The following is a 22,196-nucleotide window of genomic DNA, read 5'->3' as shown; positions in this document are numbered from 1 at the left end:
TCATTCTGTTTTGCCTTGCTCCGCGAGCATAACAGAACGGCTATTCTTTTTACATGCCCCGGGTGTCGAAGGAGTATCGAGAGGCGCGCCGCGATGAGATCGCCAGAGCCGCCGTGCGAGTGCTCGAGCGCAAGGGGGTGCGCGAGACGTCCATCGCCGACATCGTGGACGAGTCCGGGCTGTCGACCGGTGCGATCTACTCGCACTTCACGAACAAGGCGGAGCTGGCCCAGTACATCGTCGGGCGCTTCCTGTTCCCCCGCATCGATGAGCTGGAGGCGGGGGGTTCGCGGGGGATCATGCTGACCCCGGCAGACGTGCTCGGCCGGATGCTGTCGACGATCCGCGACACCGGCCTGTCGCCCGCGCTCGTGGTGCAGTTCTGGGGCGAGGCGCTGGGCGACCCGGCCATGCACGCGCAGCTCGTCGACACCGCGAGTCATCTGCTGCGCGCCCTGACGGCAGCGCTGACCCCGTGGGCCGGCCGACGCGCCGGTTCGACGGAGGAAGTCGCGGCGCTGGCGCGCAGCACCGCGCGCACCGTCGCCTCGCTCGCGCAGGGCTACATCGCCAACACCGCCGTGTTCGGACCCCGCGCCGTGGAGGACTACGTCGCGAGCCTCACTGCGGCCCTCGAACCCTGACCGCCCGCGCCCGACGAGGGACTAGACCGCGCGCACCTCGGTGTCGCCGTCCGTCGGGGTGGCGGCATCCGTCTCTTCGCGCACCTGCGCCGTGATCTCGCGGACCGTCACCGAAGACGTGCCGGGGGCCGCGGCACCGCGGATCTGACGGTGCAGGCGCTCCATGCGGGCGTCGAGCTCGGCCGCGGTGTCGGCGGCGTCCTTGAGGCTCTCGAGCAGCTCGTCCGGCACGCGCGTCGCGTACTTGTAGTAGATCTTGTGCTCCAGGCTGGCCCAGAAGTCCATCGCGATGGTGCGGAACTGCACCTCGACGGGCACCTCGATGCGCCCCGTCGAGAGGAACACCGGCACCTCGAGGATCGCGTGCAGGCTCTTGTACCCGTTGGCCTTCGGCGCGGCGATGTAGTCCTTCACCTGCAGGACGCGCACGTCGTCCTGGGCGGTCAGCAGATCGAACAGCCGGTAGACGTCAGCGGTGAAGCTGCAGGTCACGCGGATGCCCGCGATGTCGGTGATATTGCGGCGGATGGAGTCGAAGTCGCCGTCGATGCCCTTGCGCTGCACCTTCTCGACGAGGCTGTCGGGCGACTTGACTCGGCTGGAGACGTGCTCGATCGGGTTGTAGTCGTGCGTCAGCAGGAACTCGTCGCGCAGGATGCCGATCTTCGTCTCCACCTCCTGCAGGCCGAAGCGGTACTCCATCATGAACCGCTGCAGCTCGTCCCGCAGCTCCCGGAGCTCGGCCGCCGAGACGGTGATCTCGCCGTCTTCGGGAGTCGTCGCGGGCACCAGCGGAGCAGGAGTCGCCATGTCGTCCACCGTAGGGAGAGTGCCTACGAGAGTCCTGTGAAGAAGGATGCCGGCAGCCGGCGCGTCACGCATCGTCGAGGGCGCGGGCGGCGCGTTCGGACTCCTCGGCGGCCGCGCGGGCGCGGGCGGCGGCGTCCTTCCGCTCGGCCTCGATCGCGTCGAGCTTGGCCTCGGCGGCTTCGGCGTCGGCCTCGAGCGCCGCCAGGTCGCGACGCAGGTCGTCGATGCGCTCGCGCACGTGGTCGACGCGCTCCTGCGCCTTGGTTCGGCGCGCGTCGACGCGGGCGAGCTCGCGCTCCGCCTCGTTCGCCAACCGCTCCGCCTCGCGCGCCGCCTTCTCGGCGGCTTTGCGCGCGCGGCGCTCGGCGAGGTCGTCCCGAGGCGGCGGCTCGACGGCACCGGGGAGCGTCCCGCCGACGGCCTCGGCGAGCGCGGCCGGTTCGATGTCGCCCGCCTCGAGGGTCGTGACGAGGCGCGCGGTGAGCACCGCGGCGGCGGCTGCGGCATCCATCACCGCAGCGTTGATCGTCTTCTCGACCTCGTCGCGCGCCGCCGCGCTCAGCGAGACCCCGGCGTCGGCGGCGAGCCCGGCCGCCTGCTTCGCGAGCGCGGCGACGAGCTGCCGCCGCTGCGCGCCCAGGCGCGACAGCTCGGTCGCGTCGAGGTCGTCCTGCGCCTCGCGCAGCGCCGATGACAGCTCCACGGCGTCGGCGAGCTGCCCGCCGCGCGCGAGGAGGTTGACGGCCCACGCCGCGACGGTGGGCTTGCGGAGCGCCTTGACCTGCTTCGCGAGCGCCGGAGGGGATGCCGCGGCCCGCGCGTTGCGCGCCGCCGTGAACTCCGCCGGGGGCAGGGCGTAGAGCTCGCCCGCGATCACGTCGAGCCCTGCGTCACCCTCGGCTGCGGCATCCACTCGTCCATTGTGCCGCGCAGACCGTCGAGAACTCAGGAAGACCGTGCGCCCGCGGGACTCGACGATCGCCGGTGCGCCGTGGTTCCTGAATTCTGCGCAGGCGCGAGGCGTCGGGACCACGCCGACACCGCGTACAGCGCGAGCATCACGGCCATCGACACCAGGTAGAACCCGTGCAGCACCCAGATCGGGCCGAACGGCAGACTCACGACGTACACCGTGTAGAAGAGGTTGCCGACGTTCCCCATCACCAGGGCGCTCGCGCTGTACGACCGCAGATCGCGCGACCGCACCGCCTTGACGAGCATCGGCAGGTTGGCCGCGGCGAACAGCACGGTCGAGACCGTCCCCGCGAGCATCGCAGCGTCCATACACAGAAGATGCCCCGGCGGGGCGCCGCGATACATCGGCGTCCCGGACGCCGCCCACCGCCGCCGGATGCCCGGGTCAGGCTGCGAGGACGGATGCGGCCTGGCGCGCCGCACCGAGAGCCACGTACTCGCCGGGCTCGGGCACCTCGACGGGCAGCCCGAGGACGAGCGGCGCGATCCGGCGCACGGCCTCCGACTGGGCTCCGCCGCCGATGAGGAGCGCGCGCTCGAGGGGCACGCCGAGTCTGCGCAGCGCCTCCAGCCCCGCGGCGAGGCCCGACAGCATGCCCTCGACGGCGGCACGCGCGAGATTCTCGCGGGTCGTCGAGGCGAGGGTCATTCCGGTGAGCGACGCGGTCGCATCGGGCAGGTTCGGGGTGCGCTCGCCCTCGAAGTACGGCACGAGCGTGAGGCCGGCCGCACCGGGGTCGGCGGCGAGCGCGAGGCGCGAGAGCTCGGCGTGGTCGACGCCCAGCACACGCGCGATGGCGTCGAGCACGCGCGCGGCGTTGAGCGTCGCGACCAGCGGCAGGAACCGGCCGGTGCAGTCGGCGAAGCCCGCGACGGTGCCCGTGGGGTCGATCGTGCGCTGCCGGCTCACCGCGAAGACGGTGCCCGACGTGCCGATCGACACCACGACATCGCCGGGGCCGGCGCCGAGCCCGAGGGCCGCGCCGGCGTTGTCGCCCGCGCCGCCGCCGACCCGGCGGCCGTCGACGTCCTCGACCCATTCGTCGGGGCCGAGCACGCGCGGCAGCACGGCGTCGTGGCCGAGCGCGGCGACGAGGAGGTCACGATCGTACGAGCCGTCTTCGGGGTTCCAGTAGCCGGTGCCTGAGGCATCCGACCGGTCCGTCACGAGCTCGTCGATCACCGGGCCCCGCGGCGACTCGCCGACGGGTCCGAAGCCGCGCAGGCGCCACGTGAGCCAGTCGTGCGGCAGGGCGACCGCCGCGACCCGCGCGGCGTTGTCGGGCTCGGTGTCGCGCAGCCAGCGGAGCTTGGTGATGGTGAAGGATGCCACCGGCACGAGCCCGCTGCGCCTCGCGAGCTCCTCGGCGCCGAACTCGGCGATGAGGTCGGCGGCAGCGCCGGCCGAGCGGGTGTCGTTCCACAGCAGCGCGTCCCGGACGACCCGGCCGTCGGCGTCGAGCGCGACCATGCCGTGCTGCTGCCCGCCGATCGCCCAGGCCTGTACCGAGTCCGCCGCGGCGCCGCGGTCGCCGAGGCCGCCGGCATCCGCGATCGCCGCCTGCAGCGCCGTCCACCACGCCTCGGGATCGACCGATGTGCCGTCGGGGTGCGAGGCACGCCCCTGGCGGACGATCGCGCCCGTCGCGGCATCCACGATCACGACCTTGCAGGACTGCGTCGACGAGTCGACTCCCATGACGAGCGTCATGCGCTCCTCCTTCTCGTTGTGTCACGCACCCCAGCGTGAGACCGCAGCGCGGGGACGAGACCCTGGGTCGTGCCCAGGGTCTCGTCCGCCCCGTACGGTTTCACGGCCGCGACGGCCGCGACGGGCGCGTCCGCGACGGCACGGGCCCGCGGCAGGCGGGCGCAGCGGGCGGGTCGGTCAGCGCGCGCCGAGCAGGTGCTCGGTGGCCAGCTGCTGCAGGCGGACGAAGCCGAAGCCCTTGCCGCCGAGGTACGCGTCCGTGTCGAAGTCCTCGAACGCCGAGCGGTCGGCCTTGAGGTCCTCGATCGTCTCGCCCTCGTTCAGGGTGGGCACCGACAGCTCGGGCACACGGGCGGCGGCCAGCGCCTCCTGAACCTCGGGGTCGGCGCGGAAGGCCGCGGCGCGCTCCTTGAGGAGCAGGTACGTGCGCATGTTCGCAGCCGCCGAGTCCCACACGCCGTTCTCGTCCTCGGTGCGCGAGGGCTTGTAGTCGAAGTGGCGGGGGCCGTCGTAGGCGGGCACCCCACCGGGGCCGCCGTTCTCGATGAGGTCGACGAGTGCGAACGCGTTGTGCAGGTCGCCGTGGCCGAACACGAGGTCCTGGTCGTACTTGATGCCGCGCTGGCCGTTGAGGTCGATGTGGAAGAGCTTGCCGTGGTACAGCGCCTGCGCGATGCCGGCGGCGAAGTTGAGGCCCGCCATCTGCTCGTGGCCGACCTCGGGGTTGAGGCCCACGAGCTCCGGGCGCTCGAGCGAGTCGATGAACGCGATCGCGTGGCCGAGCGTGGGCAGCAGGATGTCGCCGCGGGGCTCGTTCGGCTTCGGCTCGATGGCGAAGCGGATGTCGTAGCCCTGGTCGACGACGTAGTCGCCGAGGAGGTTCACGGCCTCGCGGTAACGCTCGAGCGCGGCACGGATGTCCTTGGCCGAGTCGTACTCGGCACCCTCGCGGCCGCCCCACATGACGAACGTCTTGGCACCGAGCTCGGCGCCGAGGTCGAGCTGGCGGATGACCTTGCGCAGCGCGAAGCGGCGCACGTCGCGGTCGTTCGACGTGAAGCCGCCGTCCTTGAACACGGGGGCCGAGAACAGGTTGGTGGTGACCATCGGCACGATGAGGCCGGTGTCGGCCAGCGCGCCCTTGAGGCGGTCGATCTGCTTCTGGCGCTCGGCGTCGGTCGAGCCGAAGGCGAACAGGTCGTCGTCGTGGAAGGTGAGGCCGTAGGCGCCGAGCTCGGCGAGCTTCTCGACGGCGTGCACGACGTCGAGGTGCGGACGGGTCGGGCCGCCGAAGGGATCGGTGCCGTTGTAGCCGATCGTCCAGAGTCCGAACGAGAACTTGTCGGCGCGAGTGGGGGTGGGCATGACGCTCCTTTGCGGCGCATTGCCGCAGTCGTGCGGCGGACGGTAAATGTTGCTGACGACAACCTATACCAGATCGGATGCCGCGTCCAGCCGCATTCCGCGCGCATGACGCCGGATGCCGCGTTCCGCAATCGGGCGTTCGGTCGGGCGTGACATGCCGTTCACGCCGCCGCAGTAGACAGGAGCCCGACGGACATCCTCGTGACGGATCCTGGCGGTCTAGTCCTCGGCGCAGCCGACGTCAAGCCCCCTGTGCGCGCATCGTCGCGGTTACAGGATGGTCGGCACGACGAGAGGAGGCCCGCAATGGTGCTCGAGAGGCCGCTTTCGCCCGCACGACGCAACGGGCTTCGCGCTCGTACCATGCCGTCCCTGAAAGAGCTGCCGCTGCGCCGCCCCCAGCCGCCGGCGCCTGCGGACTCCGCAGTGCGATGGGAGCGCGTCGACCCGGATCGTTACGAGATCCTCCTCCTCGATGAGACGCGAGGCTACATCGACGTCGTCGGTGCCGTCTTCGTCGTCCTGGCCGGACCCCGCTACGACCGCGCCGTCGAGGTGCTGCAGACGCTCGATTTCGAACGAGCGGTCCAGGCGGTCTGCCCCGCGGGCACCCCGCCGGCCGGCCCCTCGTAGCGGCCTGGGCGGAGCATCCGTCGGCGCGAGCTCCCGGAGAGGGACGGCTCGCCCCACCAGCCTGCGCGCACGCGCCCTCTAGGGTGAGGGTATGAACGAGTCCGTCGGCAGCCGTCAAGCGAACCTGTCGCGGATCCTGCGGCTCGCCCACCTCGACGGCCCGATCTCGCGCGCGACGCTGACGAGCGCCACCGGGCTCAACCGCTCGACGGTCGCCGATCTTGTCGGCGACCTCACCTCACTCGGCTTCGTCGAAGAGCGGGCGCCCGACCCCAGCCGGCGCGTCGGACGCCCCTCCCCCCTTGTCGCCGCGGATCCTCGCGTCGTGGCGATCGCGGCCAACCCCGAAGTCGACGCCCTCACCCTCGCCGTGGTCGGACTCGACCGGGGCGTGCGGCGGCGCGAGCGCATCGAGATGACGGCGCTGCTCACCCCGGAGCGCACCGCGCAGCTGCTCAGCGAGCGCATCGCGGCATGGCGCGAGGACGACCTCGCCGACGCGAGGATCGTCGGCATCGGCATCGCCGTGCCCGGCCTGGTGCGCGCCTCGGACGGTCTCGTGCGCGACGCCCCCCACCTGCGCTGGACCGACATCGCGCTGCGCGAGCAGGTCGAGGCGGCCACCGGCCTGCCCACGACCGTCGGCAACGACGCGGCGCTCGGACTGATCGCCGAGCACCTGTTCGGCGCGGCGCGCGGCGTCGACGACGTCGTGTACCTCAACGGCGGAGCGAGCGGCATCGGCGGCGGGCTGATCGTCCACGGGATGCCGGTCGGCGGCGCCTCGGGGTACTCGGGCGAGTTCGGCCAGAACCGCCCCGGCATCGCCGCCGTGGACGACCGCCGCGCCGACGACGGCGTGCTCGAGGACGAGGTGAGCCGCGCCCGGCTGCTGCGGACCCTCGGCCAGAGCAACCTCGACGAGCCCGAGCTCGCACGCCTGCTGAGCGAGGCGGACGCTCCCGAGGTGCTCGACGAGATCGCCCGGCAGCGCCGCATCCTCTCGACCGCCCTGGCGAACGCCGTCAACGTGCTCAATCCCGCCGTCGTGGTGCTCGGCGGGTTCCTGGCGATGCTGGCGGCGAACGACCCCGAGGCACTCGCCGAGGCGGTCGCCGCACAGAGCATGCCCGCCAACGGCGAGGACTTCGAGATCCGGCCGGCGGCACTGGCCGAGGACCGGCTGCTCATCGGCGCCGCCGAGGCGGCCTTCGGCGAGCTGCTGCACGATCCCGCGGGATTCGGCGCGGACTGAGCGCCCCGCGTCAGCCGAGGCGCGCCGTCGTCTCGCGCGCCATGAGCTGCGTCGCGAGCGTGACATGCGTCGCCGGCGGAACCTCGCCGCGCATCAGGGTCAGCAGCAGGCGCGCCGCCTCGGCACCGAGCTGCTGCATCGGCTGGCGGACGGTCGAGAGCGCGGGGGTGGCCTTCGACGCCTCGGGGACGTCGTCGAACCCGATGACGGACAGGTCCCGCGGGACGCGCAGCCCGAGCTCGTCCGCCACGCGGATGATCTCCAGGGCCGAGATGTCGTTCGCCGCGAAGATCGCGGTCGGCCGCTTGCTGCGCCGCAGCATGTCGAGCGCGGCGACGCGCACGGCGTCCTGGCGATAGCTGCCCGACCCCACGAGCCCGGGGTCGACGGTGATTCCGGCATCCGTCAGCGCCCGTCGGTACCCCGCGTCGCGGGCGATCGACGAGCGCAGGTCGCGCCGGCCGGCGATGAAGCCGATCCTCGTGTGCCCGAGCTCGATGAGGTGGCGCGTCGCCAGGAGCGCGCCGCCGTAGCTGTCGCTCTCGACGGTGGGAAGGTCCGCCGGCCCGGTGTGCGGGTCGATGGCGACGACGGGCACCTCGGTCCCGACGTTGACCACGGTCGGGGTGACCATGATGGCGCCGTCGATGAGCGTGCCGCTGAGCCGGGACAGCGAGCGACGCTCCCAGCCCTCGGCCGTGCCGTGCGAGCCCGAGTAGGCCAGCAGGTCGTACCGGCTGTCGTCCAGCTCCTGGCCCACGCCCTTCAGGATCTCGGCACTGAACGGCTCGAAGCCGGCCACGAGCACCCCGATGACGCCGGTCGTGCGTGCACGCATGCTGCTGGCGATGAGGCTGGACTCGTAGCCGAGTTCGGCCACGACGGCGAGCACGCGATCGACGGTCTCGCTGGCCACGCCGTAGCGCCCGTTGACCGCCTTCGACACGGTCGCAACCGACACGCCGGCGGCCTTGGCGACATCGGTGATCGTGGGGCGGCGGGCCATGTTTCGAAAGCATAACGGCATCGAAACCGTTATTGAAAACGTTTGACAAGATATTTGTTGGACGCGCAGACTTTTGTCGCTCGGTCGCACGCCGAGCGTTGCGCGGACCGATCGCGCAGACCACCGGCACCCCGAAGCGGCGGTGCTCCTCGAAGAAGAGAACGGGAATCACATGAAAGCCAAGAGGATCCTCATGGGTTCGGCGGCACTCGTCGTCGGCGCGCTCGCGCTCGCCGGCTGCAGTGCCGGCGGCTCGGGTGACAACGGCGACGGCAAGGTCGAGATGACGCTGTGGCAGAACTCGACGACCGGCCCGGGGCAGCAGTTCTGGAAGGACGCGATCGCCGCGTTCGAGGACGAGAACCCGAACGTCACGATCAAGATGCAGTCGATCCAGAACGAGGATCTCGACGGAAAGCTGCAGACCTCGCTCAACGCCGGCGACCCGCCGGACATCTTCCTCCAGCGCGGCGGCGGAAAGATGACCGCCATGGTGCAGGCGGGGCAGCTCATGGACCTCACCGGCAAGATCGAGGGCGAGGCCAAGGAGCACATCTCGGAGGGATCGTTCAAGGCCCAGATGTACCAGGACAAGCTGTGGGCCGTGCCGCTCTCGGTGCTTCCGGGCGGCATCTTCTACAGCCAGGACCTCTACAACGCGGCCGGCATCACCGAGACGCCCACCACGATCGACGAACTCGTCGCCGCCAACGACAAGCTGAAGGCGACCGGAGTGGCCCCCCTCGCGCTCGGCGCGAAGGACGCCTGGCCCGCGGCGCACTGGTTCTACTGGTTCGCGCTGCGTGAGTGCGCACCCAAGACGATGGAAGAGACGGGCGACTCGAAGGACTTCAGCGACCCGTGCTGGCTCAAGGCCGCACAGGACCTCGAGGACTTCGCCGCGACCGAGCCCTTCAACGAAGGCTTCCTCACGACGTCCGCTCAGCAGGGCGCGGGCAGCTCGGCGGGCCTCGTCGCCAACCACCAGGCCGGCGGCGAGCTGATGGGCGCGTGGGACCCGGGCGTGATCGCATCCCTCACCCCCGACGAGAAGCCACTGCCCGACCTCGCGTGGTACCCCTTCCCGGAGGTCCCGGGCGGCAAGGGCGAGCCCGGCTCGATCATGGGCGGCGTCGACGGCTACTCGTGCTCGGCGAAGGCCCCGAAGGAGTGCGTCGACTTCCTGAACTTCGTCGCGTCGGACGACCAGCAGACCGCGTACTACAAGGCGTTCAACTCCCCGCCGGTCAACCAGGTGGCGCAGGAGCAGGTCACCGAGCCCTACCTGAAGCAGATCCTCGAGGCGTACAACGCCGCGCCGTTCGTGTCGCAGTGGCTTGACACGGTGCTGGGTCAGAACGTCGGCAACGCGCTCAACGTGGCCGTCGTCGACATGCTCTCGGGCCAGAGCACGCCCGAAGAGATGATCGCGGCAGCCAACTCGGCCGGCGCGAAGGGATAAGGAACTCTCCGCATGCACAAGAGCGCGACACCGAGTACGGACGATCGCCCGGAGACGGAACTCGCGCAGCGGACCGGGGGCGGCGGCGACACGCCGCCGCCCCCGGCATCGCCGCGCCGCCGACGCCGCGGGATCGGATGGTCGGGCCGGCTGGAGATCGCGGTGCTGGTCGGGCCCGCACTGATCTTCTTCGTCGGGTTCGTCATCTTCCCCGTGATCATGGCGGCCTACTACGGCTTCTTCAACTGGCACGGCTACGGGCCGGCGGTCGACTTCATCGGCCTCAAGAACTACGTCACGATCCTGACCGACCCCGACTTCCAGGAAGCACTGGGGCACAACGCCTTCATCGTCGTGATGTCGCTCGTGCTGCAGGGCCCCGTCGCGCTGCTGCTGGCGCTCCTGCTCAACCGCAAGATGCGCGGGCAGTCCGTCATCCGCGTCCTCATCTTCGTCCCCTACGTGATCGCCGAGGTCGTCGTCGGCACGGGCTTCAGCCTCATGCTCGCGACCAACGGCGCGCTCAACGGGCTGCTCGACAACCTCGGCCTGGAGCAGCTGACGCGCGACTGGCTGGCGGACCCGAGCATCGCCATCTGGACGCTCATGGCGATCCTCACGTGGAAGTACGTCGGCTTCGCCGTCATCCTCTTCCTCGCCGGCCTCCAGGGCATCCCCGAAGAGCTCTACGAGGCCGCCGCGATCGACGGCGCCGGCTACTGGCAGACCCAATGGCGCATCACGATCCCGCTGCTCGGCCCGACGCTGCGCATCTGGGCGTTCCTGTCGATCATCGGCGCCCTCCAGCTGTTCGACCTCGTCTACATCATCTGGGGCCAGTACGTCGCACCGGTCGCCGGCACCTCGACGATGGCGACCTACATGGTGGCCAACGGGCGCAACGCCGGCAACTTCGGCTACGGCAACGCCGTCGCCGTCGTGATCTTCCTCATCTCCCTCGTCGTCGCGCTCGTCTACCAGCGCTTCGTTCTGCGTCGCGACACGGCGGGGGCACTCACCGAAAGGAGCGACGGATGACCGCCACCTCTGTCGCCATCTCGGCGGTCGGCACCTCGAAGCCGGCGGGCCGACCCCGCGGGCGCGCACGAGCCGGAACCCCCGCCGTGTACTTCATCGCGCTCGTCGTCATCGCGCTGATGCTCGGTCCGGTGATCTACATCATCCTCGGCGGGTTCCGCACGAACTCGCAGATCACCACGAACCCGGCGGGCTTCCCGGACCCGTGGGTGTTCTCGAACTACGTCGACGTGCTCACCGAGGGCACGTTCTGGACGCTCGTGCTGAACTCGACGATCGTCGCGGTCGCCACGACCCTCGGCGTCATCGTCCTGGGCCTCATGGCCAGCTACGTGCTCGCGCGGTACCGCTTCCGCGGGCGCGGAGCGCTGTACGCCCTGTTCGCCGCCGGTCTCATGTTCCCGATCACGGTCGCGATCACGCCGCTGTACATCGTGGTGCGCGACATCGGCCTCATCAACTCGCTGGCGGGCGTCATCCTGCCGCAGATCGCCTTCGCGCTCCCGACGACGATCATCATCCTGGTGCCCTTCCTGCGGGCCATCCCCGACGAGATCCAGGAGGCCGCCTTCATCGACGGATGCAGCCGCCTGGGCTTCTTCTGGCGCATGGTGATCCCGCTGGCGGTGCCGGGAGTGATCACGGTCGGCATCCTCGCGTTCATCGCGAGCTGGAACAGCTACCTGCTGCCGCTGTATCTGCTGAACGACAACGCCAACTTCACGCTGCCGCTCGGCGTGCAGGCGTTCTCGTCGCAGTATTCGGTCGACACCGCGAAGGTGCTCGCCTTCACGTCGCTGTCGATGATCCCGGCGCTGGCCTTCTTCAGCCTGTTCGAACGGCGCATCGTCGGCGGTCTCACGGGGGCGGTCAAGGGATGAGCGGTGTGAACCTGCCCGCTGTCTCGGAGCGGGTGCAGTCGCTGCACGCCCAGATGACGCTGGACGAGAAGCTGGCGCAGCTGGTCGGCTACTGGGTCGACCAGGGCGACGAGGTCGTCGCGCCCATGGCGGGCGAGATGGTGACCTCCACCGGCTACGAGGAGGCCACCGCCCACGGCATCGGCCACCTCACGCGCGTCTACGGCACGCGGCCGGTGGATCCGGTCGAGCGGGCGCAGTGGCTGTGGGACGAGCAGCGGCGCCTGCGCGAGCGGTCGCGCCTCGGCATCGGCGCCATCGTGCACGAGGAGTGCCTCACGGGCCTCGCCGCCTGGAAGGCGGCGACGCTTCCCACGCCGCTGGCGTGGGGCGCCGCGTTCGACCCTGAGCTGACCGAGCAGGTCGCCGCGGCGATCGGTCGCTCGATGCACGAGCTCGGCATCCACCAGGGCCTCGCGCCCGTGCTCGACGTCGTGACCGACCCGCGCTGGGGGCGTGTCGACGAGTGCATCGCCGAAGACCCCTACGTCGTGGGGACGATCGGCACCGCGTACGTCCGCGGCCTGCAGTCCGCCGGGGTGCACGCGACGCTCAAGCACTTCGCCGGGTACTCCGCCTCTCAGGCCGGCCGCAACCACGCACCGGTGCACATGGGCCGCCGCCGGCTGCAGGATGTCGTGCTGCCTCCGTTCGAGATGGCCGTGCGCGACGGCGGCGTGCGCTCGGTGATGAACTCGTACGCCGAGATCGACGGCGTGCCGGTGGCGTCCGACCCCGAGCTGCTGACCGCACTGCTGCGCGAGGAGTGGGGCTTCGACGGCACCGTCGTGGCCGACTACTTCGCGGTCGCCTTCCTGCACGCGCTGCACGGCGTGGCGGGCGACCTCGGTGAGGCCGCCGCGCTGGCGCTGCGCGCGGGGATCGACATCGAGCTGCCCACGGGCGACGCCTTCGTCGCGCCGCTGCGCGAGCGGCTCGCGGCGCACCCTGAGGAGATGGGCGACGTGGACCGGGCGGTGCTGCGCGTGCTCTCGCAGAAGGAGGAGCTGGGCCTGCTCGACGACGACCTCTCGTCCCCGCCGGCGCGCGTCGACCTCGACACCGCCGAGATGCGCGAGCTGGCTCGCCGCGCGGCCGAGGAGTCGCTCGTCCTGCTGAGCAACGACGGGATGCTGCCGCTCGAGGCGCCTCGGACGCTCGCGCTCATCGGCCCCAACGCCGACGCCGCCGAGGCGCTGATGGGCTGCTACTCGTTCGCGAACCACGTGCTCGCCCACCACCCGGGCACGCCGCTGGGCTTCGAGATCCCGACGATCGCCGAGGCCCTGCGCACCGAGCTGCCGCAGGCCTCGATCGTCGTCGAGCGGGGCTGCGACGTCGAGGATCCCGACCCCTCAGGGATCCCCGCTGCCGTCGAGGCCGCCGCCCGCGCGGACGTGGCGGTGGTGGTCGTCGGCGACCGGGCGGGACTGTTCGGCCGGGGCACCGTCGGCGAGGGCAACGACGTCGACGACCTGGAACTGCCGGGCGCCCAGCGCGCCCTCGTCGAGGCCGTCGTCGCGACCGGCACGCCGACCGTGGTGGTCGTCGTCTCGGGCCGCCCGTACGCGATCGGGTTCATGCTCGACGGGCCGTCCGCCGCCGGCGCGGTGATCCAGGCGTTCTTCCCCGGCGAAGAGGGCGGCCCCGCGATCGCGCGCGTCCTGTCGGGCTCCGCGGCACCGTCGGGCCGGCTGCCGGTCTCGCTGCCGCGGTCCGCGGGTGCGCAGCCCTACACGTACCTGCATCCCGTGCTCGGCGGCCCCACCGAGATCACGAGCGCCGACAACACGCCGGCGCGGCCGTTCGGCTTCGGACTCGCCTACACGACGTTCGCGCGCGAGGACCTGGAGGCCTCGGATGCCGCGACCGACGGCACCGTCGTCGCGAGCGTGCGCGTCACGAACACCGGCGAGCGGTCGGGCACGGATGTCGTGCAGCTCTATGCACGCGATGTCTCCGCGTCGGTGACGCGGCCGGTGGCGCAGCTGCTCGCGTATCAGCGGGTGACGCTCGCGCCGGGTGAGTCGGCGACGGTGACCTTCGACGTCCCGGCGACCCGCCTCGCGTTCACCGGCCGCGACGGGCGTCGCATCGTCGAGCCCGGCACTGTCGAGCTGTGGGTCGGGGCGTCGTGCGCCGACCGCGAGACCGAGACGCGGATCGAGCTCACCGGACCGATCCACGCGCTCACGGCGGACTCGGCCCGGGTCGCCACCGCGACCATCGCTCCGCTGGTGCGCGAGCCGCGCTGACGCATCGAAGAAGCCCCGGGAGCGACTGCCGCTCCTGGGGCTTCTTCGTGTCGCGCGACCGCGCCGACCGTACGGCCAGGGCGTTTCGTCTGCGGGCGCCAGAGCGCCCTCCGCTCAACGGCCGGGCACGACCTCCCGGCCGTTGAGCGAGCGAAGCGAGACGAAACGCCGCAACCCGCCCGCCGGAGTCAGCCACCCCGGCGACGCGGGCGAAGGGCGGAATTCTCGAGGTCGGCCCACCACGTTTCGTCTTCGCTCGTTCCTCGCTCGCTCAACGACCGGGGGCGAAAGCCCGGGCACGCGATAGGGGGCGTTCCGGGTACCCGGAACGCCCCCTATCCACGGATCACGCCAGGTCGAGCTCCACCGTCGCGAAGGAGTGCGGCGGCAGCGCGACCGACAGCACGCCGGCCTCCAGTGACGTCTCCAGCGCCACGGGCGCGACGGCGTCGGGGGTCTCGGGAGTGTTGTGCGCGGCGGCATCCTCTCCCGTCAGCACGCGGGCGCGACGCACCGACGCGGCCCGACCGCGCAGGTCGACCTGCACCTCGAGGGGCGCGTCGACGGAGAGGTTCGACAGCGAGACGAGCGCCCCGTCGTCGCGGGTCGAGGCCGACACCGAGAGCCCCGGGACATCGCCGCCGACCACGGGCGCCGACAGCACGTGCGCGGCGAGCGCAGCGGCGTCGTGGTGACCGCGGTTCATCTCGAACACGTGGTACGTCGGCGTGAGCACCATCGCGCCCGAGTCGTCGGTGAGGATCATCGCCTGCAGCACATTGAGGGTCTGCGCGATGTTCGCCATCTTCAACCGTCCGGCGTGCCGGTGGAACGCGTCGAAGTGCACCGACGCCACCAGCGCGTCGCGCACGGTGTTCTGCTGGAACAGGAACCCGGGGTTGGTGCCGGGCTCGACGTTCCACCACGTGCCCCACTCGTCGAGGATCAGCCCCACCTTGCGGTCGGGGTCGTACGAGTCCATGACCGCCTCGTGGCGGCGGATCACGCGCTCGACGTCGAGGGCCTTGCGCATCGTGCCGTAGAACTCGTCCTCGGTGAACGAGGTCGCCGACTCGGTGTTGATGCCGCCGCCCGCGTGCGAGTAGTAGTGGAACGACACGCCCTGGAACACCGGGGTCGGGTTCGAGCCGCACGTGAGGCAGCCCAGCGACTCCATGAGCGCACGCGTCCAGGCGATGTCGTCGTCGGAGGCGCCGGCGGCGATGCGGTACAGCTCGTTGCCGCCGTGGTTGCGGCAGTACGTGCCGTAGCGGCGTGCCTCGAGGGCGTACTGCTGCGCGGTCATGTTGCCGCCGCAGCCCCACGCCTCGTTGCCGATGCCCCAGAACGGCACCTTCCAGGGCTCGTCGCGGCCGTTCTCGCGGCGCAGGCGCGCCATGGGCGAGTCGCCGTCGCGCGTGAGGTACTCGACCCACTCGCTCATCTCGCGCACCGTGCCGCTGCCCACGTTGCCGTTGACGTACGCGTCGGCGCCCAGCAGCTCGCACAGGTCCATGAACTCGTGCGTGCCGAAGTGGTTGTTCTCGACGACGTCGCCCCAGTGGGTGTTCACCATCGTCGGGCGGCTCTCGCGCGGGCCGATCCCGTCGCGCCAGTGGTAGTCGTCGGCGAAGCAGCCGCCCGGCCACCGGAGGTTCGGGATGCCGAGGGCCCGCAGCGCCTCGACGACGTCCGAGCGGATGCCGCGCACGTTGGGGATCGGCGAGTCCTCGCCGACCCAGAATCCGCCGTAGATGCAGCGGCCGAGGTGCTCGGCGAAGTGCCCGTACAGGTGGCGGCTGATGACGTCGCCGGGGACGTCGAGGTCGATGACGGCGCGGGCCGTCGTGGTGGCGTGCACCGTCACAGGTTCCTCCAGAGGGGTGCGGGGGTCAGGGGGACGAGGGCGGGGCGCTCGACGGTGGTGCGGAGCGGTTCCCGGACCCCCGAGGCCGCGGACGTGGTGAGCGCGGTCATGATCTCCAGCACGTGCAGCGCCATGGCGCCGCTCGCGCGGCCGTCGGCGCCGTCGGCGGTCGCACGGACGAGATCGACGAGCCCGATGCCGCGGCCCGAGTCGACGTAGCCCGCCCACGGCTCGAGGGTCTGCCACTCCCCTCCTCGCTCGTGGAGGCGCACGTCGCCGGCGAATCCGTTGGGGTCGGGCACGATGAGCGAGCCGTCGACGCCGTGCACCTCGATGGGCTCGGCCGTGGAGCGCACGCCGTCGAAGCTCATCGTCACGGTCGAGATCGCGCCCGACGCGTGGTGGAGGATGCCGGTCAGGTGCGTGTCGACCTCGACGGGGATCCGCTCGCCGGCGCGGGGGCCGGACCCGATCACGCGCTCGTCGCGCGAGCGCGATCCGGCGCCCGACACCGACGTCACCGGGCCGAGCAGCTGCACGAGCGAGGTCACGTAGTACGGCCCCATGTCGAGCAGCGGCCCGCCGCCCTCGCGGTAGTAGAAGTCGGGCTGAGGATGCCACGACTCGTGGCCGGCCGAGACCCACATCGCCGACGCCGACACCGGCTGCCCGATGCGTCCGTCGTCGATCGCCGCGCGCGCCGTCTGCACGCCGGTGCCCAGCACCGTGTCCGGAGCGCCGCCGACCCGCACGCCGGCGGCGGTGGCGGCATCCATCACGCGCTCCGCGTCGGCGAGGGTGGCCGCCAGCGGCTTCTCGCCGTACACGTCCTTGCCCTGCGCGATGGCCGCCAGGGCGACGTCGGCGTGGGCGGCGGGGATCGTGAGGTTCAGGACGGTGTGGATGCCGTCGTCGGCGAGCAGCTCGTCGGTCGAGAGCGCACGGCACCCGGGGAGCTTCGCCGCGGCCGCCTGGGCACGTGCCACGTCGAGGTCGGCGACGGCGGCGACGCGGATGCCGGACGCTTCGGCGAGCGTTGCGAGGTACTGTCCCGAGATGACGCCGAGGCCGACGATGCCGACGGCGGTCGGCTCTGCCGCGCTCATCGCGCCGCCCACAGGAGTCCGCGCTCGATGATCGTGCGGACGTTGTCGTCCTGCAGCACGTCGAGGCTGTGACCGGGGGTCGAGACGAAGATGCGGCCCGCTCCCCACTCGCGCGTCCAGACCGCGGGCGACACGATGGGCCGGTGCCACGGGTGGTACGGCTGCACGGGGTGCGTCGTGGTCGCCAGCACATCGATGAGGTCGTCGTGCAGCACCCAGTACTGCTCGGTGGTCAGTGTGAAGTCGTCGAGGCCCGCCATGATCTCGTGCCCGCGCCCGAGGTCGGTGAGCTCGACCGTGTATTCGAGGTAGTTGTCGGTCTGGTCGCCGTGCACCTCGTCGGGGTGCTTGGACGGGTGCGTCGCGAACTGGCCGCCGACGAGCTGCAGATAGTCGGAGCTGGCGCGGAACGAGTCGGCGATGCCGCCGTGCCATCCCGCGAGGCCGGTGCCGGCGGCGACCGCGTCGCGCAGGCCCTTGACGGCCTCGTGCGACGCCTGAGACATCGTCACGGACTGCAGCACGAGGTCCGTCGCCGCCATGCGCTCGGCGTCGGCGTAGACCTGGGGGTCGTCCTCGATCGTGACGTCGAAGCCGCTGTCGCGGAGGAACGGGATGTACAGATCGGTCGCCTCGACGGGATGGTGGCCATCCCATCCGCCGCGGACGACGAGGGCGGTGCGGGTCATGCGGGGGTCCCTTCGGGGTCGCCGGCGGCGGTTGCCACCGGGGTGAGGATGCTGTCGTGCTCGGCGCTCCGCTCGACAGCGGCGAGCACGCGCTGCACCTGAGCGGCGTCGGCGAACGTCGGCGAGACGGGGATCTCGCCCGCGACGGCGCGCACGAAGTCGACGGCCTGGTGCGTGAACAGGTGCTCGTAGCCGAGTCCGTGGCCCGCCGGCCACCACGCGCCGGCGTAGGGGTGCCGTGCCTCGGTGACCTGCACGCGGCGGAAGCCCTGCGCGGCATCGGCGGCGGCGTCGTACACCTCGAGCTCGTTCATGCGCTCGAAGTCGAACGCGATCGCGCCGCGGTCGCCCGCGATCTCGATGCGGTTGGCGTTGCGGCGGCCCGTCGACATGCGCGTGGCTTCGAAGACGCCCAGCGCGCCGCCGTCGAAGCGGGCGGTGAACGCGGCGGCGTCGTCGACGGTGACCGGCAGCCGGTCGGCCGTGTCGGCGGCGACGCCGCCCAGCCCCTCGACCGCGCCCCGCCGGGGCCGGCTCGTGACGAACGTGCGCATCGTCGCAGAGACCGCCTCGATGCTCTGACCCGCGAGCCACTGCGCGGTGTCGATGGAATGGGCCCCGATGTCGCCGAGCGCGCCGGAGCCCGCGCGGTCGCGGTCGAGGCGCCACGTGTGCGGGGCGTCGGGGTCGCTCAGCCAGTCCTGGAGGTACTGGGCGCGGACGTGGCGGATCTCGCCGACGCGGCCGTCGGCGATGAGCTCCTTCGCCAGGGCGAGCGCCGGCGTGCGGCGGTAGCTGAAGCCGCACATGGCGATGCCGGTCGCGCGGGTGGCGGCATCCACCATCTCGTCGGCCTCGGCGACGGAGTTGGCCAGCGGCTTCTCGCACAGCACGTGCTTGCCGGCGGCGAGCGCGGCCAGCGCGATCTCGGCGTGCGTGTCGCCGGGCGTGCAGATGTCGATGACGTCGATGTCGTCGCGCTCGACGGCTTCGCGCCAGTCGACGGAGTGCTCCGGCCACTCCAGTCGTGCGGCGACCTCGGCCGTCGCATCGGCGCGGCGGCCGACCAGCAGCGCCGGCACGGGCTCGTACGGAAGGTCGAAGAAGCGCGGTGCGGTGCGCCAGGCCTGCGTGTGCATGCGGCCCATGAAGCCGGTGCCGATCAGCGCGATCCGCAGCGGCGATGTCGTCGTCGTCATCGTTGGGGTGCCCTTTCCAGGGACTGACGATGCCACCGCCGTCACGGGCCGGCGAGAATCTTGCGCAAAACCGCGGGCGTGCGCGAAGGTGGTCGGGTGTCCGACCGCGTGACCCTCGCCGACCTGGCCGCGCACGCCGGTGTGAGCGTCGGCACGGTCTCGCGCGCCCTCTCGGGCCGCGGCGACCTCGCCCCCGCCACGCGCCGCCGCGTGCTGGCCGCCGCGCGCGCCCTCGGATACGCCCGCGACCCGTCCGCGGGCGGGCGGCCACCCGGCTCGGCCCGCCTCGTCGACCTCGTGCTGGGCGGCTACCACAACGCGTACTCCGACGAGGTGACGGCGGGCGCCCGCAGTGCCGCCGCGGCTGCCGGCTACGACCTCGTGCTCACCGAGGAGCGCGACACTCCCGACGACGACTGGCCCATGCGTGTGCGCCGGCGCGGCTCGGCCGGTGTCATGCTCGGCCTCATCTCACCCACGGCGTCGCAGCTGGCGGCGCTGACCGCCGCAGACATCCCGGTGGTCCTGATGGATCCGCAGGCCGAGACCTCGCGCGGCCTCACGAGCGTCCGCACGACGGACCGTGCCGGCGCCCGCACCGCGGCGCTCCATCTGGCCGACCGGGGCGCGACGCGGTTCGCCATCGTCGTCGGATCTCCGCCGTACCGCTACGGCCGCGCACGGCACGAGGGCTTCGTCGAAGGGCTGCGCGAAGTGCGACCGGGTGCCGAGCCGGCGGTGCTCGAGGCCGACTGGGGAGCCGCGGCAGCCCGAGACGCCGCGATCCCGCTCCTGCGGCGGCTGCGGCCCGGGGAGCGCCTCGGCGTCTTCGGCTGCTCGGACGAGATGGCCGCCGGTGTGTATGCGGCCGCTGCGGCGACGGGTCGCGGCATCCCCGATGACGTGCTCGTCGTGGGCTTCGACGATCTGCGCAGCGCCCGGTGGCTCACGCCCCCACTCACGACCGTGCGTCAGCCGATCCGCGAGATGGCCGCGGCCGCGGTCACGGCGCTGACCGACGCCGCGGCCGGCGCGACGCTGCCGCCCAGCCCGATCTTCCTCCCCACCCGGCTCATCCCCCGCGGTTCCACGTGAGCGCTCCGGACGGACCGGCGGGACCGGCATCCACTCAGCACAGAACGACCTGCCCCACGATCACACCCCACCGGTAGCGTGAGGGCACGTCCGACGGAAGGCACCCATGTCGCTCTCGACCGAACGAACCGCCCGCCCCGCCAGGAGCGAGTCCGAGCTGCAGCAGATGGCGAAGGACCACCTCTGGATGCACTTCGCCCGGCAGTCGGTCATGACCGAGGGTCCGGGCGTGCCCGTCATCGTCAAGGGCGAGGGCCACCACATCTGGGACTCGCAGGGGCGCCGGTACATCGACGGTCTCGCGGGGCTCTTCGTCGTCGCGGCAGGTCATGGCCGCCGACGGCTCGCCGAGGCCGCGGCGAGGCAGGCCGAAGAGCTCGCGTTCTTCCCGCTCTGGTCGTACGCGCATCCGGCGGCGATCGAGCTCGCCGACCGCATCGCCTCGTACGCGCCGGGCGATCTCAACCGGGTCTTCTTCTCGACAGGCGGCGGCGAGGCGGTCGAGACGGCCTTCAAGCTCGCCAAGCACTACTGGAAGCTCCAGGGCCGCCCGGCCAAGCACAAGGTGATCTCGCGCTCAGTGGCCTACCACGGGACACCGCAGGGCGCGCTGGCGATCACCGGCATCCCCGCCATGAAGGCGATGTTCGAGCCGGTGACGCCGGGCGGCTTCCGCGTGCCCAACACGAACTTCTATCGCGCGGCCGACATGGGTGCGCCGACCGGCAGCCTCGAGGAGTTCGGCGTGTGGGCCGCCGACCGGATCGAAGAGATGATCGTGTTCGAGGGCCCCGAGACCGTGGCCGCGGTCTTCCTCGAGCCGGTGCAGAACTCCGGCGGCTGCTTCCCGCCGCCGCCCGGGTACTTCCAGCGTGTGCGTGAGATCTGCGACAGGTACGACGTGCTGCTCGTGTCGGACGAGGTGATCTGCGCGTTCGGCCGCATCGGCCATATGTTCGCGTGCGACGCGTACGGCTACCAGCCCGACATGATCACCTTCGCGAAGGCGGTCACCAGCGGCTACGCGCCGCTGGGCGGCACGATCGTCAGCGACCGCATCCACGAGCCGTTCGCGCACGGCGACCGGTCGTTCCCGCACGGCTACACGTTCGGCGGCCACCCGGTGTCGGCGGCCGTCGCCCTGGAGAACCTCGACATCTTCGAAGAAGAGGGCCTCCCCGAGCGGGTGCGCGAGTACTCGCCGGTGTTCCGCTCCACCCTCGAGAAACTGACGGATCTGCCGATCGTCGGCGACGTGCGCGGCGACGGCTACTTCTTCGGCATCGAGCTCGTGAAAGACAAGGCGACGAGAGAGACCTTCGACGACGACGAGTCCGAGCGACTGCTGCGCGGCTTCCTGTCGAAGGCCCTTTTCGATGCCGGTCTGTACTGCCGCGCCGACGACCGCGGCGACCCCGTCATCCAGCTGGCCCCGCCGCTCACCATCGGCCCCGCGGAGTTCGACGAGATCGAGCAGATCCTGCGCGGCGTGCTGACCGAGGCGTGGACGCGGCTGTGATCCGGGATGCCGGTGGCCCCGCCCGCACGTGAGGCCGGAGCGTCAGCTCGTCAGCGCGGCGCGAAGGCGGCCCGGAACAGTCGCCGCGCGCGGGCCGACGCGGCGGGCCGGGCTGCGGCATCCGTCCTCGCCAGCTCGGTGGCGAGCATGCCCGTCGCCATCGTGACGTCTTCGACCTCGACATGCTCGCCGATGCGGCCGGCGGCGTGGTCGCGCGCGATCAGGCGCTCGACCACGGCGTGGAACCGCTCGCCGAGCGTCGCCACTCGAGGATCAGTGAGATCGGCGGTCACGAGCTGAATGAACGCCGTCGACACCACGGCCTGGTCGACGACGCGGTCGAGCAGGTCCTCGATCGTGCGCTCGGGGGCGGCGGTGTACTCCTCGAGATCGCGCACGTTGTCTTCGAAGACCGCGACGGCCAGCGCCGTGCGGTCGGGGAAGTGGCGGTAGAGGCTGCCCTGGCCGACGCCGGCGCGCTTGGCCACGGCGCTGAACGGGGCCGCGAGGCCCCCCTCGGCGTAGACCTCGCGGGCAGCGGCGATGAGGGCGCGGCGATTGTCGGCGGCGGCCGCGGGGCCGCGGTTCTGGCGGGTTTCCGCACGGGGGGATGCGGTGCTGTGCACGGGTGTAGCCTAGTACCGGAC

At 71.7% G+C, this 22,196-nt stretch carries 20 protein-coding genes; 9 read left to right on the top strand and 11 right to left on the bottom strand.

The features are described from left to right. Positions 1–53: 53 nt before the first annotated feature. Entirely contained in the window at positions 54–644 is a 591-nt protein-coding gene (locus JNB62_RS18100) for a TetR/AcrR family transcriptional regulator (protein ID WP_220302296.1), read from the top strand. A 21-nt stretch (positions 645–665) separates the two neighbouring features. On the opposite strand, the gene JNB62_RS18095 is transcribed toward JNB62_RS18100, so the two are convergent. The 5 genes from JNB62_RS18095 to xylA all read right to left on the bottom strand — a co-directional run bounded on the left by JNB62_RS18095 (position 666) and on the right by xylA (position 5,505). Then, complete coding sequence (locus JNB62_RS18095) at positions 666–1,454, bottom strand: GTP pyrophosphokinase (RefSeq protein WP_220302295.1); 789 nt, start codon at positions 1,452–1,454, stop codon at positions 666–668. Between the two features lie 64 nt (positions 1,455–1,518). After that, positions 1,519–2,367, bottom strand: coding sequence for a transposase (locus tag JNB62_RS18090; RefSeq protein ID WP_220302294.1), 849 nt, complete (start codon positions 2,365–2,367; stop codon positions 1,519–1,521). A gap of 32 nt (positions 2,368–2,399) precedes the next feature. Continuing rightward, the gene (locus JNB62_RS18085; protein WP_220302293.1) at positions 2,400–2,738 is read right to left on the bottom strand and encodes a hypothetical protein; all 339 of its coding nucleotides are present in this window, start codon (positions 2,736–2,738) and stop codon (positions 2,400–2,402) included. A 76-nt stretch (positions 2,739–2,814) separates the two neighbouring features. Next, complete coding sequence (xylB, locus tag JNB62_RS18080) at positions 2,815–4,140, bottom strand: xylulokinase (protein WP_220302292.1); 1,326 nt, start codon at positions 4,138–4,140, stop codon at positions 2,815–2,817. 177 nt (positions 4,141–4,317) lie between these two features. Further along, entirely contained in the window at positions 4,318–5,505 is a 1,188-nt protein-coding gene (xylA, locus tag JNB62_RS18075) for a xylose isomerase (RefSeq protein WP_220302291.1), read from the bottom strand. 363 nt (positions 5,506–5,868) lie between these two features. On the opposite strand from xylA, the gene JNB62_RS18070 reads away from it, so the two are divergent. Continuing rightward, positions 5,869–6,138 (top strand): hypothetical protein, encoded by a 270-nt coding sequence (locus JNB62_RS18070; RefSeq protein WP_220302290.1) that lies wholly within the window; start codon positions 5,869–5,871, stop codon positions 6,136–6,138. A 91-nt stretch (positions 6,139–6,229) separates the two neighbouring features. Further along, positions 6,230–7,393: an ROK family protein gene (locus tag JNB62_RS18065; RefSeq protein ID WP_220302289.1), complete on the top strand. Its 1,164-nt coding sequence runs from the start codon at positions 6,230–6,232 to the stop codon at positions 7,391–7,393. A gap of 10 nt (positions 7,394–7,403) precedes the next feature. Here JNB62_RS18065 and JNB62_RS18060 read toward each other — a convergent pair whose 3' ends face one another. After that, positions 7,404–8,399 carry a LacI family DNA-binding transcriptional regulator gene (locus tag JNB62_RS18060; protein ID WP_220302288.1) on the bottom strand — a complete coding sequence of 332 codons (996 nt, stop codon included), beginning with the start codon at positions 8,397–8,399 and terminating at the stop codon, positions 7,404–7,406. A 172-nt stretch (positions 8,400–8,571) separates the two neighbouring features. Between JNB62_RS18060 and JNB62_RS18055 the strand changes: the two genes are divergently transcribed. Genes JNB62_RS18055 through JNB62_RS18040 form a run of 4 tightly spaced genes read left to right on the top strand, consistent with a single transcriptional unit; the run spans position 8,572 to position 14,074 of the window. After that, positions 8,572–9,861, top strand: coding sequence for an ABC transporter substrate-binding protein (locus JNB62_RS18055; RefSeq protein ID WP_220302287.1), 1,290 nt, complete (start codon positions 8,572–8,574; stop codon positions 9,859–9,861). A 12-nt stretch (positions 9,862–9,873) separates the two neighbouring features. Beyond that, positions 9,874–10,899: a carbohydrate ABC transporter permease gene (locus tag JNB62_RS18050; RefSeq protein ID WP_220302286.1), complete on the top strand. Its 1,026-nt coding sequence runs from the start codon at positions 9,874–9,876 to the stop codon at positions 10,897–10,899. Next, positions 10,896–11,780 carry a carbohydrate ABC transporter permease gene (locus tag JNB62_RS18045; RefSeq protein WP_220302285.1) on the top strand — a complete coding sequence of 295 codons (885 nt, stop codon included), beginning with the start codon at positions 10,896–10,898 and terminating at the stop codon, positions 11,778–11,780. The genes JNB62_RS18050 and JNB62_RS18045 overlap by 4 nt, the downstream gene beginning before the upstream one ends. A 5-nt stretch (positions 11,781–11,785) precedes the next feature. Beyond that, complete coding sequence (locus JNB62_RS18040) at positions 11,786–14,074, top strand: beta-xylosidase/alpha-l-arabinosidase (protein ID WP_445299345.1); 2,289 nt, start codon at positions 11,786–11,788, stop codon at positions 14,072–14,074. Positions 14,075–14,420: 346 nt separating this feature from the next. On the opposite strand, the gene JNB62_RS18035 is transcribed toward JNB62_RS18040, so the two are convergent. From JNB62_RS18035 to JNB62_RS18020, 4 genes are read right to left on the bottom strand one after another with little or no spacing between them, the layout of a single operon-like run. After that, a complete protein-coding gene (locus tag JNB62_RS18035) occupies positions 14,421–15,935 on the bottom strand; it encodes an alpha-N-arabinofuranosidase (protein ID WP_220302283.1) in 1,515 nt (504 codons plus the stop codon). A gap of 2 nt (positions 15,936–15,937) precedes the next feature. Continuing rightward, positions 15,938–17,047, bottom strand: a complete 1,110-nt coding sequence (locus JNB62_RS18030; protein WP_220302282.1) for a Gfo/Idh/MocA family protein — start codon at positions 17,045–17,047, stop codon at positions 15,938–15,940. Next, positions 17,044–17,736, bottom strand: a complete 693-nt coding sequence (locus JNB62_RS18025; RefSeq protein WP_220302281.1) for a ThuA domain-containing protein — start codon at positions 17,734–17,736, stop codon at positions 17,044–17,046. Before JNB62_RS18025 ends, JNB62_RS18030 begins: the two co-directional genes overlap by 4 nt. Continuing rightward, positions 17,733–18,935, bottom strand: a complete 1,203-nt coding sequence (locus tag JNB62_RS18020; protein WP_220302280.1) for a Gfo/Idh/MocA family protein — start codon at positions 18,933–18,935, stop codon at positions 17,733–17,735. The genes JNB62_RS18025 and JNB62_RS18020 overlap by 4 nt, the downstream gene beginning before the upstream one ends. Positions 18,936–19,031: 96 nt before the next feature. On the opposite strand from JNB62_RS18020, the gene JNB62_RS18015 reads away from it, so the two are divergent. Together JNB62_RS18015 and JNB62_RS18010 are read left to right on the top strand one after the other, a co-directional pair. Next, positions 19,032–20,030: a LacI family DNA-binding transcriptional regulator gene (locus JNB62_RS18015; protein WP_308291846.1), complete on the top strand. Its 999-nt coding sequence runs from the start codon at positions 19,032–19,034 to the stop codon at positions 20,028–20,030. 106 nt (positions 20,031–20,136) lie between these two features. Further along, entirely contained in the window at positions 20,137–21,549 is a 1,413-nt protein-coding gene (locus JNB62_RS18010; protein ID WP_220302278.1) for an aspartate aminotransferase family protein, read from the top strand. 50 nt (positions 21,550–21,599) lie between these two features. Here JNB62_RS18010 and JNB62_RS18005 read toward each other — a convergent pair whose 3' ends face one another. Continuing rightward, positions 21,600–22,175: a TetR/AcrR family transcriptional regulator gene (locus JNB62_RS18005; RefSeq protein ID WP_220302277.1), complete on the bottom strand. Its 576-nt coding sequence runs from the start codon at positions 22,173–22,175 to the stop codon at positions 21,600–21,602. Positions 22,176–22,196: the final 21 nt, after the last annotated feature.

Source organism: Microbacterium jejuense, from assembly GCF_019511665.1.
Lineage (GTDB): Bacteria > Actinomycetota > Actinomycetes > Actinomycetales > Microbacteriaceae > Microbacterium > Microbacterium jejuense_A.
The sequence above is the reverse complement of the archived record's forward strand: the minus strand, read 5'-3'. Positions and strand labels throughout refer to the sequence as shown.